Raw genomic sequence first — 16,507 nt, 5'->3', positions numbered from 1 at the left:
CACTTGTTTGGTTATGGTCACAGAGGTTCAACCCGGCAACAAGCGACTGGTCGCTTATGTTGAACCCGATCAGCAGGCTCCTATTGATGAAACTGCATTGACCAGTCAAATCAAGCGCCAGCTACAAGCCGGGTTACCCAGTTATATGGTGCCTGCAGATTTCGTCGTGGTTAGGCAATGGCCGTTAACACCGAATCGCAAAATAGATAAAAAGGCCTTGCCACAACCTGGTGCTGCCGCTGAGCAAGTCAGTCCGGCAACGCCGAACGAATTTGTGCTGGCCAGCATATGTGCCGAGTTATTGAAGCTCGACAGCAGCGAATTGAGTGTGACCACCAGTTTCTTCGAACTGGGTGGACACTCACTGCTATTGGTTCGGTTACTCAGTGCCATCGAACAGCAAACCGAAGTCAAACTGGAGCTGGCGCAAATATTCGATAATGCCACCATCCGCGAAATGGCCAAATTGGTCGATTATTACCAGTCGGCCGGTCAGCTTGAACAATTGATCAGCAATGAAACTGAATTGGAATTACACAGGACAGAGTTTTAGTGAAAGCAATCGACATTATTTTACTGTTGCATGCGCAGCAGATACAGGTCAGTGAATCAGATGGCAAACTGTTGGTTGACGCACCAAAAGGCGCGTTAACCCCGGCTTTGACCACCATAATCAAAACCAACAAAACCATTTTGGTCGATTTTTTGCGTGAGCAATCGGCTTTTAAACAGGCCAACGACAATGTGCCTGTGATTGAAAAAGCACCGCGCAATCCAGATACCGGTTTGCCTCTGTCTTTTGCCCAGCAACGCCTGTGGTTTATCGACCGGATGGAAAATGGCAGTGCGCAATACAACATGCCTTCGGCTTTGCTGGTAGAAGGGGCATTGGATATTGATGCGGCGCAACAGGCAATCACCCGCATAATCAATCGCCATGAATCATTGCGCACCATCTTTGCCGAGTGCGAAGCCGGGCCGGTGCAATTGATCAAACCAGGCTTCGAATTTAGCCTTAAACAGCTGGATTTGTCTGAATTGGACGATGCCGAGCAAAGTGCGCGAATTGACCAGTTAATTGCACTGGACAGCGCCAAAGTCTTTGATTTGAGCAGTGATTTGATGATCAGAGCCACTTGTCTTGCGCTGGACTGCGATGGCATGAAAAACATGATGCTGTTTAACATGCATCATATCGCCTCTGACGGCTGGTCGATGGCCTTGCTGGCAAAAGAATTTGTCAGCCAATATCAGGCGGTGATCGCAGACCAGCCTGACCCTTTGCCGCCGCTGGATATTCAGTATGCCGACTACGCCAAATGGCAGCGAGATTCGCTCGAAGGCGATGCAATGAACCGGCAACTGGATTACTGGACCAATAAACTAGAAGATGTTGCCGTCGTCCATGATTTGCCGCTGGATCACCAGCGTCCGCAGATCAAAGGATATGCGGCAGATGTGGTAAATGCCCGTCTACCGGCGGATTTAACCCGTCGTTTAGAGCAACTGGCGACATCACAGAATATGACTTTGTTTATGTTGCTTCATGGGGCACTCGCTTTGGTGTTGTCACGGTTGTCCAACAGCAGTGATATTGTGATTGGCACCCCGGTGGCAAACCGGATGAATGCCCAACTCGAACCCTTAATCGGCTTCTTTATCAATACCCTGGTATTGCGAACAGATACGGCACAAGCCAAACTGTCTGATTATCTGGCCCATGTCAAACAAGTGAATGTTGAGGCTCAGGCCAACCAGGATGTGCCGTTTGATCAATTGGTCGAGCATTGTCAGGTACCTCGAAGCACAGCCCACAGTCCTTTGTTTCAAGTCATGTTCAGCATGAATACCAATGAAAGCGGCGAATTAAACCTGCCTGATATTCAATTTACGCCGCTGAGCGGGCAAGAAGTGATTGCCCATTTTGATTTGGATATTGAAGCCCAAGTCGTGGCGGGCGAAATTGAACTGCAATGGTGTTATGACAGTGCATTGTTTGAGCGCAATAGCGTTGAACAATTCAGCCGGTACTTGCAGCGAATTTTGCAAAGCCTGGTGCAAGGTTGCGATAATCCACATTGCCGGTTAACCGATTTGACTATGCTCTCAGCAGAGCAAATCAGTCAGCTGACCAATCAACTCAATCCTCTGACATCCCAAGATCAGCAAAAGCCGTGGGCAGGCCCAATGCACCAATTGTTCGGCGCACAAGCTGCCAAAACACCAAACAACATAGCGGTGTCATCAGTCAAAGGCGAATTGAGCTATCGACAGCTTGATCAAGCGGCCAATCAGCTGGCTCACCATCTGGTTGCACAAGGTGTCAATAACGGCGCTTTGGTGGGATTATGTGTCGGGCGCACAGAGCAAATGCTGGTGGCCATTATGGCCATTCTTAAAGCGGGTGGTGCTTATTTGCCACTGGACCCCAATTATCCGCAGGCCCGATTGCAATATATGCTCGATGATTCACGTCTGGCACACCTTATAATCGAGTCAGATTTGAGCAACAACTTTGAACTGCCTGCAACTGTCACCGTGATAAGCCCAGATGAACCGCAAACCGCAGATTTGATTGCACAGTGTCCGCGCACCGAAGTGGTTGCCGACGCGGTACCACAACCGGATGATCCGGCTTATGTTATTTACACTTCAGGTTCTACTGGTCAGCCCAAAGGCGTTGTGGTGGGCCATAAGAGTATTGCAGCCCATGTGTCAGCAGTGATTGATACATTGAACATCACGCCAGCGGACAAAGTATGGCAAATCACCTCAGTCAGTTTTGATACTTTCATTGAACAAACCTTTGCGGTGTTAGTCGCAGGCGGCTCGCTCTATGTTCAACCGGCTGAATTGCCTGATTGTGATGCCTTTTTCGCCCTGACAAATCAGCTTGGCATCACCTTGACCGATTTACCGGTGGCTTATTTTAGCCAAATACTCAGTGGCGCAGACACTAGCCAATGGCAAAACAGCAGTTTGACCCGGATTGTGGTTGGTGGTGAAGCCTTGCCGGGCAATGTGGTAGAGCGCTGGTTTGATGGCGGTGCAGCACAGCAGTGTCAGCTGTTTAATGCTTATGGACCGACCGAGGCGGTGATCACATCTACCCTCAGAGCGATAGATATTGATGATAAAACTCAGGTGAGAATTGGCCGAGGCATGGGCGGCCGCAAACTTTATGTGTTGGACAAGACCCGCCAACTTTGCGCCTATGGCGCTGTCGGCGAGTTGTATGTTGGCGGCGAACTGCTGGCAAACGGTTATTTGCACCGCGAAGAGTTGACGCGTGAACGCTTTATTTCCGACCCGTTTAGTGATAATGCCAACGACAGACTGTACATGACAGGCGATTTGGTGCGTTATCTGCCTGATGGCAACCTGCATTATATCGGCCGGGTTGATGAACAGGTTAAAATACGCGGATTTCGCATCGAACTGGGCGAGATTGAGCATCAACTTGCCGCATATGGGCAGGTTGCCTCTTGCCAGGTGTTGGCCAATACCGACAACGCAGCATCGGCCCAGTTGCTGGCCTTTGTGGTGGCACAAAACAATCAGGGTGTTGACGACCTTGAGCTTGCCCGTACTTTACGACAACAATTACAAGCGGATTTGCCGGCGTACATGGTGCCAAGTAGTGTGGTGATACTGCAAAGCTGGCCTTTGATGCCCAGCGGCAAAATCGACAAAAAGGCACTCATACCGCTAGCGGCACAAAACGACACGCTGGCACAAGGTGAATATCTGGCTGCGCAAAACGATACCGAGCAGGCATTGGTCGATATTTGGGCGCAATTGCTGCAACGCAAATCTGCACAAATCAGTATCACCGCCAACTTTTTTGAACTCGGTGGCCATTCGTTGTCGGCAGTCAGATTGACGACCCTGGTGAACAAACAGTTTGCAACTGCGATGACCATTCGTGATGTATTTTCATATCCTGTGCTTAAAGACTATGCCGCAACGCTGGACAAAGCCGAGCACCAAGCAGTGACCACTATTGCCCGCTGTCAAAGAGACAGTGACGGGATGCCTTTATCGTTTGGCCAACAACGACTGTGGTTGATAGACCGAATGACAGGCGGCAGTGCCCAATACAATATGCCGTGTGCACTAAAAGTGGCTGGTCTTTTTGATGTGGCTGCGGCACAACAGGCTATCACTGCAATTATTCAGCGACATGAATCATTGAGAACCGTCTTTGCCGAACAGTCCCACGGACCAGTGCAGATGATCCGTGCACAATTCGGTTTTACTCTGGAACAATTTGACTTGTCGAACCTGCCTGCACAGCAGCAGTCACAACAAGTTGCAGAACATATACGCAAAGACAGTCAGCGGGTTTTCGACTTAAGTGGCGACTTGATGGTGAGGGCCAGTTATCTTCGATTGGCCGACAAGGCACAGGCGCAACAGGGCGTGCTATTGTTCAATATGCATCATATCGCCTCTGATGGCTGGTCGATGGCCGTGCTGGTCAAAGAGTTTGTTAGTCAATATCAGGCAGCACTAAACGCTGAGCCGGATCCACTCACGCCACTGCAAATTCAGTACGTAGATTATGCTCAATGGCAAAGAAACTGGTTGCAAGGAGAAGTGCTGCAAAATCAGCTGGATTATTGGCAAGGTCAGCTAGAGCTGGTGCCGGTCACCCATGAGTTGCCGCTGGATTTTGCCCGGCCACAAACCAAGCAAACGGCAGGCAAAGCAGTCATAGGTTTGCTCGATGCCGCACTGACCAAGCAATTGCAACAGTTGGCGACAGACAAGCAAGTGACTTTGTTTATGTTGTTGCACAGTGCGCTTTCGTTGGTATTGTCACGCAACAGCAACAGTGATGATATTGTTATCGGCACACCGGTAGCCAATCGAATGCAAGCTCAGCTTGAGCCGTTAATCGGCTTTTTCGTCAATACCCTGGTGCTGCGAACCGATACCGGATTCGACACTTTTTCCAACTATCTCGAACACGTTAAACAAGTCAACCTGGACGCACAGGCAAACCAGGATGTGCCGTTCGAACATTTGGTCGAGCACTGTAATGTCCCGCGCAGTCTTGAACATACGCCGGTGTTCCAAATCATGTTCAGCATGGACACCATGCAAAGTGATGAATTAACCCTGCCCGGCGTGTCCTTCTCGCCACTACAGAGCGATGAATTGGTGGCCAGGTTTGATTTGGAAATCAGCGCCGAAATGACTGAGCAGGGGATCCGCCTGTTATGGGTCTATGATGAGTCGCTTTTTACGCAAGAGCGTGTCGAGAGACTTTCTGTGCATATGCAAAACTTGTTGCAGGGCATTGTCAGTAAGCCTGATAGCAAACTTGGCGAGCTTCAATTGTTGAGCCCACAAGAGCACAATTACTTGCTACACCAACTTAATGACACTCATGAAAGTTACTCGTCGGAGCAATTGATTCATCAACTGTTTGAAGCACGTGTGAACGAGTCTCCTGATCAAATCGCCGTGATCTTTGCTGATGGTCAATTGAGCTATCGGCAATTGAATGAGCGAGCCAATCGCCTGGCCCATTACCTGATTGCCCAAGGCGTCGGGCCTGAGGTACTGGTCGGCTTGTATCTGCAAAGGTCGATTGAAATGGTTGTGGCCATCATGGCTGTCCTCAAAGCGGGCGGGGCTTATGTGCCGCTGGACACAACATTACCCAATGCCAGGGTGGCATACATACTTGAAGATAGCCAGATTAAACAATTGTTGAGCCAAACTGGATTGACTGCGGCACTGGGTGTGCCTCAGCACGTCAATGTCAGTGAGCTAGACAGCATTGCACATCAACAAATGCTCAGTGATTATTCGTCAGACAACCCGGTTTGCGATGAAGCACAACATGCTCAAAACCTGGCTTATGTTATTTTCACCTCAGGTTCAACCGGTCAACCCAAAGGCGTGATGCTGGAACACCGGGCTTTGGTCAATCGTATCGACTGGATGCAAAAAGCTTATGGCCTGACTACGGCTGACAAGGTATTGCAAAAAACGCCCTACAGCTTCGATGTTTCGGTGTGGGAATTTGTCTGGACTTTGGGTTATGGTGCGACTTTGGTGGTTGCCAAACCTGAGGGTCACAAAGAACCTGAATATCTGAGTGAGTTGATAAGCGCTGAGCAGATCACTGTTATGCACTTTGTACCGTCTATGCTTAATGTCTATTTGGACACTGAGCAAGCCAACTTTGCTGACACTGTGCGCTATGTTTTTTGTAGTGGTGAAGCCCTGGCGGTCAATGACGTTAAAACGTTGCAAAAGCAGGCCGCGCATGTGGCTTTGCATAATTTGTACGGCCCCACAGAAGCGGCAATTGATGTCAGTCAATTTGACTGTTCTTTGCTTGGAGAACAGCGCAGTGTACCAATCGGCAAACCGATTCAAAATATCGAACTACTGGTGCTGGATAAAGATCTCAATTGTTGCCCGCAAGGGGTGCCAGGGGAGCTTTACATCGGTGGTGAAGGTTTGGCCCGTGGCTATTTGAACCAGACACAATTGACCGCAGAAAAATTTATTCCCCATCCGTTTAGTGATAAACCCGATGCCCGTTTGTATCAAACCGGTGATCTGGTTCGCTTGCTCGACGACGGCAACCTGGTGTTTATCAGTCGTCTTGATGGTCAGGTGAAGATAAACGGATTGCGTATTGAGCTGGGTGAGATTGAATGTTGCCTGTCTGCCTGTGATGGTATTGCATCGGCAATCGTACTGGCTCGTGAAGATCAGCCTGGCCAAAAACGGCTGGTAGGCTATGTCGTACCTGAGCAACAACACGCCGATGATGGCAAGGCGCTGGCACAGACATTGAAGCAAACTTTATTGTCACAATTGCCTGTTTATATGGTGCCCTCTGTGTTCATTATGCTGGATGAGTGGCCACTGACGGCTAACGGCAAGATCAACAGAAAGGCACTTAAGGCCCCTGATGGGTTATCACAGCAGGGTGAGTATGTTGCACCGGGCAATGACAACGAACGTGCGCTGGCTGATATCTGGTCTATGTTGCTTGATATACCGGCTGATAAAATCAGTGTTACCAGTAACTTCTTTGCCCTTGGCGGTCATTCGCTTTTGGCGGTCAGAATGGTTGGCGAGATCAAGCAAAGGTTACAGCTTGAACTGACCGTCAATAGCATCTTTGCCTTGGCTGATATTCGCAATCTAGCGGCTGAGCTTGGCCGTAGCGACACAACCATGAGGTTGCAAGAGATTACAGCCCTTGGCCGTGACACCAATGCTTTGCCTTTGTCTTTCGCTCAGCAGCGACTTTGGTATCTGGACAGCGTCGGCGAGGGCAGTGCCCACTACAATATGCCGGTAGCACTTAGATTGTCCGGTGATTTGAATGTTGCAGCCGTCTCAGCAGCATTTAGACAAATTATTGACCGTCACGAAAGCATCCGCACCCATTTTGTCAGTGGTGATGACGGTCAACCTTTGCAAGTCATCGAACCTATTGACAGTGCCAAAGCCCGGTTTGATATTGCAGTAACCGACTTGTCGCCACTTGCCCAAGGTGAACGGGAATTGATGTTGGCTCACGCCCTGACAAACGATGCCGAGCGCACTTTTGAGCTAAAAGCCGACTTAATGTTGCGGGTCCAGCTGGTCAAATTGGCGCAAAATGAACACGTGTTGTTGGTCACCATGCATCATATCGCCTCAGACGGATGGTCGATGGGCATTTTGATTGATGAATTCAGCACATTATATCGTGCCCATTTGCTGGGTAACGATAGCGGATTGGCACCGCTGGCAATTCAGTATGCAGACTATGCCCATTGGCAACGCAACTGGTTGCAGCAAGAGGTGCTGGATAATCAACTGGGCTATTGGCGCCGTCAACTGGCGGACTTGCCGGTTGTCCACTCGCTGCCATTAGACAAGCCGCGACCAGCGCTGCAATGTTTTGCCGGAGATACGCATTTTAGCCGCATTGATGCTCAAACGGCACAGCAGCTCAATCACCTGTGTCAGCAAAACGGTGCGACCTTATTTATGGGGCTGCATGCCGTGTTTTCAGTCCTGCTGGCACGATATACCAATGAGACCGATATTGTGATAGGCAGTCCGATTGCCAATCGTGAACAACCACAAACGTCTGATCTTATAGGTTTTTTTGTCAATACCCTGGTATTGCGCAGTGATTTGTCCGACGCGCCGTCATTTGCAACCTTGCTTGAGCGCAGCAAAGCCCTGTTGCAGGATGCTTACGCCCATCAGCAGGTGCCGTTTGAACAGATTGTCGAACAATTACAACCTCAACGCAGTTTAAGCCATAGTCCGCTATTTCAGGTGATGTTGGTACTACAAAATTACCAGCAAAATTCACTGGATTTGCCGGGACTGACACTGGAGCCGATTGCAGCACCAGACAATATCGCCAAGTTCGACCTAACACTCCACGTCACTGAAAGCCCTCAGGGGCTGTTGTTGGGTTGGGAATACAATACCGCGTTGTTCGAGCTGGAAAGCATTACCGCAATGGCAGAGCATTTTGCAACCTTATTGGCTCAATTGACTGCTCAGCCACAGCAATGCGTTCTAGAGGTACCCATGCTAGGTGCGGATGAGGTGCATCAGCAAAAGATTCAGTGGAACGATACCGCGGCTGATTTCACGCAAGATCAAAACATCCATCAATTGTTTGAAGCTCAGGCGGCCAACAGGCCCGATGCCATCGCTTTAGAGTATGCAGGTGAGTGCATGAGCTATGGTGAGCTAAACAGCAAAGCCAATCGTCTGGCCCGCTATCTGATTGAAAATGAGCAGGTTAAACCGGAAAGTCTGGTTGGTGTTTGCCTTGAACGTTCAATGTCTATGGTGCTTGGCATATTGGCAATACTCAAGGCAGGTGGTGCTTATGTGCCGCTTGACCCGGCTTATCCTGAGGCTCGACTTGCCTTTATGATGACGGATGCCGAACTGACCACAGTGCTGACAGATGCTCAATGCCAATCGCGCACACCGGTTACAGACGAGCAGGCAGTTTATCTTGATGATGTCGACTTTGTGACGCAACTCAAGGCATACAGTGATGCCAGTATCAGCCCGACAGAACTGGATTTGACCGTCAATCATCTGGCTTACGTGATTTATACCTCAGGCTCTACCGGCCAACCCAAAGGGGTGATGGTTGAACATCTTTCATTGGTCAATAATATTCAAGACAGTGCACGTCGCACACAGGTCGAACCGACCAGTCGTTACTACCAAAACACCTCGATAGGGTTTGATGCCGCCAGTTGGGTGGTGTGGGTCTCTTTAACCCGAGGTGCGACTTTGGTACTATCTTCTTCGCTGGATGCCCAGACTGAACTGAAAGCGCTTAGTCAAACTAACCCTATCAGTCATTTGATGATGACTCCGGCGGTATTGCAAATGTTGCAGCCGCAATTCTTGTCAGGTGTAAGCCATGTGATGGTCGGTGGCGAGGCATATGATCAAAGTTTGGTGGACACCTGGACACCATACGTCAAATTCTTCAATGTCTATGGACCGACAGAAAGCACCATTTGCGTCACCATAAGACAGTTGCATCCCGGTGAGCCTATTTGTTTGGGTCAATCGATGAACAATGTCACTGCCTATGTTCTCAATAGCAAAGGACAATTGCAGCGCCGAGGTGTCGCCGGTGAATTGTATATCGGGGGGGCGTGTCTTGCCCGAGGTTATCTCAATCGTGAGGATCTGACACAAGCTGCTTATGTCGCCAACCCTTTTTATGACGCAAATGACAGCAACAGCTCTGAACGCTTGTATAAAACCGGTGACTTGGTGCGTTGGTCGCCCGATGGTGATTTGATTCACATGGGCCGTATCGACCATCAGGTGAAAATCCGTGGTTTTAGAATTGAACCTGGTGAGATAGAAACGGCGCTTGTCGTACACGCACAGGTTAATGCAGCAGTTGTGGTGGCACAAGTCAGTCCACAAGGTGAGCGGCACCTGGTGGCTTATGTGGTTGTCGATAATGCCGAGCAATTGCAGGCAGAAGATGAGGCGGCTCGAGCATTACGTCGTCAATTTTTCGGTGAAACGCGACAAGCCATTGAAGCGCATTTACCTGAATATATGCTGCCCTCAGTCTTTATGCCAATGGCCGCATTGCCAATAACCGCCAACGGAAAAGTCGACCTGAAACGTTTGCCTGAAGCGGATATGTCCTTGCAGCAGTCGGCTTATGTGGCGCCGTCCAATGAGATAGAACAAGCCATTTGCCAAATCTGGCAGTCGCTGCTTGGCCTGGAGCAGGTAGGTATTACCGACAACTTCTTTGAGCTGGGCGGCCATTCGTTGCTGCTCACTCGCCTGGCGATGACTTTGGGCGAACAATTCTCAGTGTCGATCACTTTGCTGGAACTGGTTAACGCCACGACCGCTCAGGCTCAAGCGCAGCTGATTGAGGCTATGCGCCAAGCCCCGGCAGGCATAACGGTGGCGCATATCAAGCCGTTGGATAAGGGGGCAACTGCACCTTTATCATACTCCCAGCAAAAGCTGTGGTTGATTGATGCCATTACCGAACAAAAACAAAATTACCATATTAACGCCACTTATCAGGTCGGGGGTGACCTTAGACTTGATGCTTTAAATCAGGCCTTAAGAGAGCTGGTGATGCGCCATGAAGCGTTGCGCACTGTGATCCGTTTTGATGGTGCAGAGCCTTGCCAAGTGGTCCTCGAACAGCCGGAATTTGCCATCGATTGGTGTGAACAGACACTTGATGCAGATACAGCTCAACAGCAGCGGGATTTATTCAGCCAACAAGCGTTTGATCTTGGCACCGACCTGATGCTTCGCGTACAGGTTCGGCGACTAGCAGATCAGCAGCACATTCTGCATGTGGTGGTGCATCATATCGCCTTTGATGGTTGGTCAATGCAGGTATTTATTGCTGAACTGACGGCCATCTACAACCAATTGGTTCAAGGCACCCCGGCCAATCTGCAACCGTTGCCAATCTCTTATCGGGCTTATGCCGCCTGGCAAAGGCAACAACTGTCTGGCGATAAGATTAAGGACAAAGAACAATTCTGGTTGAAGACGCTTGCCGATATGCCGTTGCTGCATTCGTTGGCGACCGACAAACCGCGTTTGAAAGATCATCAAATGGACAGCAAGTTGCACATTGCTACCCTGGATGGGCAAATGAGCGAGCAATTAAAACAACTGGCCAGACGCAGTCAGGTCAGTGTGTTTAATGTGATGTTTGCGCTGTTTCAGGCGCACTTGCATCGCTGGAGCAACAGTGATGATGTGGTTGTGGGTGTGCCGGTGGCCAATCGCTCGCACCATCAGCTTAAACCTCTGGTTGGATTTTTTGTTGATGCGCTGGCAATCCGCAGCAGATCGGCACTGCAAACGGGTTTTGCCGAGCACCTGCGCCAAAGCAGCCAGTCGTTTAATCAGGCAATGACCAATTTGATCCCTTTTGAACAAGTCGTAGAGCTTATCAACCCGCAGCGGGCGCTGGATCACTCACCTCTGTTTCAGATTTCTTTTAATTTTAATTCATTTGAAGCGCAGCAGGGCACCCTTGTAGGGCTTGAATTGACACCGCTTCAAGAGACCACAATTGCAGGTAAATTTGATTTAACCTTAAATATCAGTGCTGCTGAAAATGGTTTTGAATGTGCCTGGCGCTATGATGCTGCGCTTTTTTCACCGCAGCAGATCACCACTATGGCCCAGTCATTTGCTTTATTGTGCGAGCAGGTAGCGCTCAATTCTGAGCAGTCAATCGGTTGCGTGCCTTATTTGCCAGACCAACAAACCTTTAGTTTAAGCGGCGAAACACGACCACTGGAAGGGTTGAGCATATTGGATCACTTTGAGCAAAATGTTCAGCGCTACCCTGACAAAACCGCATTAAAATTTGGCAACGTCAGCTACAGCTATGCTCAATTAAACCAAAGATGCAATCAGCTGGGGCGATATTTGATGGCAGCCAGTGTCGGCCGAGGTGATGGTGTTGCTATCTCGGCAGAGCTGGGTGACAACATGATTTTGGCATTGCTGGCGATCATCAAAATCGGTGGTTACTATGTGCCGGTCGACCATAAGTTACCGTTGCAACGTAAGCGGTTTATGCTCGACAATGCGCAGGTCAAATTCCTGTTGATGACTGATACAACTCTCGATAGCGGGTTACAAAACGCAGCAGTTAAATCTGCGGTATTGAATCCGACATTGTGGACTGATATCTGCACTTTGAATGCGGATAATCACACCAACCCAGTTGATAGTGACTGCACTATTTATGTCATTTATACCTCGGGTTCGACCGGACAACCCAAAGGCGTAGTAAACACTCATAGAAACTTGCTCAACTACAGCCAGTCTATTTGTCAGCAACATCAATTTGAGTCGCAGTGGCAGCATGCTGTGGTGACACCAATCAATACCGACCTGGGTAATACGGCAATTTTCACTGCGTGGATGACAGGTGCCACGCTTGTGGTATTCACTGAAGATCAAATGAACGACCCGTCGTTGTTTTGTGCCGCCTTTGCCGATAGCGCCATTGATTTGTTGAAAATAGTGCCTGGGCATTATAGTGCTTTGCTTGGCAGCAATATTTCAGCTCAGTACTTGCCTTCATCAAGGCTGTTCCTTGGCGGAGAAGCCATCGACCCGCAATTGGTTGCCAAGGTGACCGAAGCTCGCTCGGAATGCCGTGTTATCAATCATTACGGACCAACAGAAGCTACCATAGGTTGTTTGACGGCCCTGGTTGATCCGCAGCAATCGGCAATACCGGTAGGGCGACCTTTGTTTAATTCACAGGTGAGCGTTTGCAATAGTGCCGGGCAATTATGCCCTGTCGGCGTTGCCGGGGAACTGGTGGTCAGCGGTTATGGTATTGCCAAAGAATATATCAACCAGGCTGATTTAACGGCCAGGCATTTTAAGATGCTGCCTCAGGGAGACAGGGCGTATGCGACCGGTGACCGGGTGGTTTGCGATAAGCATGGCGATATTCATTTTCTTGGCCGCACCGACCATCAGGTTAAACTGCGAGGATTCAGAATAGAGCTGGCTGAAATCGAACAGGTACTGAAAAACCATGCCGACATTGATGCTGTCGTCGCCACAGTTCTGGAGCATGAAGGTACGCCGACACTAGTTGCTTTTTATAGTGCCGCAACTGAAGTGCACAGTGAAGCCTTATCCCAGTGGTGTGATGAATATTTGCCGGATTATATGGTGCCGTCACAAATGCAGTTTGTTGACGCCATGCCCAAGCACAGTAACGGTAAAATAGACCGCAAGCGGCTTGAGGCAAATCACCAGGTTCAACTGGCGACACAAGAGCTGGCGCCGATTGTTGCAGCCCAAGGTGAACTGGAACTGGCATTGGTAGAGCTGTTTTCGCAAGTGCTTGGCAATCCCCGGATTTGTACCACCCGGAGCTTTTTTGTCATGGGTGGTGATTCGCTCAAGGTCATTCGTCTGGTGGCATTGGCCAAAGAGCGTGGCTTGTCGTTTTCCAGCCGGATGTTGTTTGACCATCAAACCATTCAACAACTGGCCAAGGTTGTGACACTGGTGTCAGAGGACAAACAGCTCAACGCCGCCCACTGGGATTTAACTGGCGAGTCGTTTGTGACGGCTTGTAAAGCACCTTACCCGATAACGCCAATGCAATCGGTAATGATTGAACAATATCGTAAGCGAAATAATGGCACAGATGAAGGCGTTTACCATGTGCAACATTGTTGTCGTTTAAGTGGTCCCAAGCTAACTGCCGAGCGTTTGCAAAAGGCCATCGAAAGGGTATTTAACGCCACTCCGATGTTGCAGACCAGCTTTGTTGAAAGTCACTCAGGACAGCTGTTTCAGTGGATAGACGAAACGCTCAGCGTCGATATCAGACAATTGGACTACCAACATCTTAATGAAAGTGCGCTCAGTGCAGCGCTTGAGCAGCTGTTGCTGGCAGACCGTCGCCGCGCGTTTGCTATTCCAAATAGTGATGCGCTATTGCGGTTTTATCTGGTGAGCACGGGCAAGGCCCAGGTTGAGGTGATCTTCAGTATTCACCACGCCATTATCGATGGTTGGAGCAGTGTCGAGCTGATCAATCAGATTTGCCATTGTTACGAGCAAGCACATCAGCAGTTGCCAAAATCAGGCAATATTTTCAAAGAGTTTGTCGGCCTGGGTGATGCTCAGCGACAACAGCCAAAAGAGGATGATTTTTGGCCTGAGTATTGTCGTGATATCAGTGTTCAATTGCCGCAGTGCAATGATGGTGTGTCTGGTGTGTCTGAGCAAATGAATTTCATCGGTCCAGGGCCTGCGCAATTGACTAAAGCCTGTGAGCATTATCAGGTGCCGGTTAAAGTGATTTATGCCTATGCCTTAAGCAGGGCGCTCAACCAGGTGTTTACCGCGCAGTCCAATACCTTAGGTGTGGTAACCAACGGCCGAAGTGAGCAGTTGTCAGATCCGTTGAAAGGCATTGGCCTGTTCTGGCACATGTCGCCTTTGCTGGTAACGCAACAAGACAGCGTTGCATTGCAATTACAGCAGATTCACCAGCACCTGCTGGCCATAGAGACTCATGGGGCAACATGTCCGTCTGGGAAATTTTATTGGGCAACAATGAATTATATGGATTTTCATCACCGTCAAGCGGCTCAGGCCGGGTCCATTGAAGTGCTGGCATCCGGCGGTCACGACAAACTGCATTATCCGCTGAATGTGGCGATCAGTCCGGCAGCAAACCCGGCGCAACTGGATATTCGCATCGATACCGACGGCCGTTTTGTTGTGCCGCAACAGGTCGGCGCTTGTGTCGCGCAATTTAACAATTTAATCAACCAAATGAGCAATGCCTCGGAGTCCTTAAATGTTTAAACAAATCTTGTCAATGATGCGGTTTAAAATCGCATTGTCGATTTTGCTGAGTGCTTTTGGCGCGGCGGTTTCTGTCTATTTGTTTACCATCATCGGTGACATTGTCGACGAAAACAGCCAAGTGGACCTGGGCTCATCGCTGGCATTGTATTGCGGCATTTTATTGTGTTCGCTGAGTGTTTCGGTGGGGTCGTTTTATTTGATGGCAAAAATCAGCGCCAGTCTGGTTTACCAATTGCGCATGGGGCTTAGTGCCAAGGTGTTGGGCACGGATATCGCCGAACTGGAAAAAAACGGTGAACACCGGATTTATAATGCGCTGACCACAGATATCAATAACATATCGGTGGCGATGGCAGAAACGCCGTCATTGATATTTTATTGCATGCTGGTGTTGTCATGTTTGGGTTACCTGGCCTGGTTGTCACCGGGTTACATGGGCGTGATTGGCGTGGTGTTGCTGCCGGTATTGGTGCTGTTGCATTTTATCTCCAGCAAAGGCACCCAAAAGACGCTGGCGACCCGTAAAGTTCAGGATGATGTGTTTTTCGGCGTTCGTGGACTGGTAGAAGGCGCTAAAACCTTGTCGCTGAATAAAAGTCGCCGCGACTTTTACCTTCAACAAGTGGTCGACAAGGATGCGGCAAGATTGCAAACGCTGGATTTTCAAACCCGGGTGATTTGGGGGCTGAACCATTCGGTCGGTTCTATGTTGTTATTTGTCTTTATCGGTGGCGTAGCGTTTTGGAGTGTCAAACTTGGTGAAGCGGGTCAGGTCGGTATGTTTATTGTGGTAATGACGTACTGCATCGGGCCGATTGATTACATTCTCAATACCATTCAGTTGCTTGCCCGGGGCAAAGCGTCGCTATCGCGGTTGCAGGCGCTGGATTTGACCGCTAAGCAGGGTCTGCAAAGTGCCGACCAGGTGTCTTTTTCACAATGGCAAACCATTGAGTTGGCGGCGCTTGAATTTACTTATCCGACACAGGATGACGGTGAAAAGCCGTTTTCCATCGGGCCGGTGAATTTGACCATCAACCGTGGTGAAATCATCTTTTTGGCTGGTGGCAATGGCAGTGGAAAAACCACCCTGGTCAAATCCCTGACCCATCTTTATGCGCCGACTAACGGAACAATTTTGGTTGATCAACAAAAGGTGCAGGGGCTTGGCATTGAAGCTTATAGAGAACTGTTTACCATGACGTTTTCAGACCAATATCTGTTTGAACATGTGATTGATAATAAAGGTGTGCCGGTTGCCGACGAAGTCATTATGCAATGGGTCGACAGAATGGGGCTGTCCGGCAAAGTTGAGGTCATTAACGGCGCTTTTTCGACCACTCGTTTATCGATGGGACAACGAAAACGCTTGGCCTTTATACTCAATGTTTTTGACAACAAGGACATCATTATCTTTGACGAATGGGCAGCCGATCAGGATCCGCACTTCAGAGCGATGTTCTATCAACAATTGTTGCCGGAATTACAAGCAGCCGGTAAAACGGTTTTGGCCATCACCCACGATGACAAGTATTTTGACTGTTGTGATCTGTTACTGACCTTCGAACAAGGGCAATTCAAACAAATTGAACCGTCTGCCGACATATTGAATAAGGTAAGCTAA

At 49.3% G+C, this 16,507-nt stretch carries 3 protein-coding genes (1 of these 3 running past the window's edge); all 3 read left to right on the top strand.

Annotated elements, in window-relative coordinates; translation table 11 throughout:
- Tightly spaced (each overlapping or abutting the next), the 3 genes in view from Q0779_RS08855 to Q0779_RS08845 form a layout consistent with a single transcriptional unit that may run on beyond the window.
- Positions 1–553 carry the end of a non-ribosomal peptide synthetase gene (locus Q0779_RS08855; RefSeq protein ID WP_298771747.1) on the top strand. It extends 10,574 nt beyond the left edge of the window, so 553 of the gene's 11,127 nt are visible here — the last part of the coding sequence; its start codon lies beyond the left edge, outside the window; the stop codon is at positions 551–553.
- Complete coding sequence (locus tag Q0779_RS08850; protein ID WP_298771746.1) at positions 553–14,880, top strand: non-ribosomal peptide synthetase; 14,328 nt, start codon at positions 553–555, stop codon at positions 14,878–14,880. The genes Q0779_RS08855 and Q0779_RS08850 overlap by 1 nt, the downstream gene beginning before the upstream one ends.
- Positions 14,873–16,507 carry a cyclic peptide export ABC transporter gene (locus tag Q0779_RS08845; protein ID WP_298771744.1) on the top strand — a complete coding sequence of 545 codons (1,635 nt, stop codon included), beginning with the start codon at positions 14,873–14,875 and terminating at the stop codon, positions 16,505–16,507. The genes Q0779_RS08850 and Q0779_RS08845 overlap by 8 nt, the downstream gene beginning before the upstream one ends.

This window comes from uncultured Shewanella sp., assembly GCF_947491715.1.
GTDB lineage: Bacteria > Pseudomonadota > Gammaproteobacteria > Enterobacterales > Shewanellaceae > Shewanella.
The sequence above is the reverse complement of the archived record's forward strand: the minus strand, read 5'-3'. Positions and strand labels throughout refer to the sequence as shown.

Coding starts and splice junctions, on each gene's coding strand:
- Q0779_RS08845 (WP_298771744.1), top strand. CDS start 14,873: ATGTTTAAACAAATCTTGTCAATGATGCGGTTTAAAATCGCATTGTCG.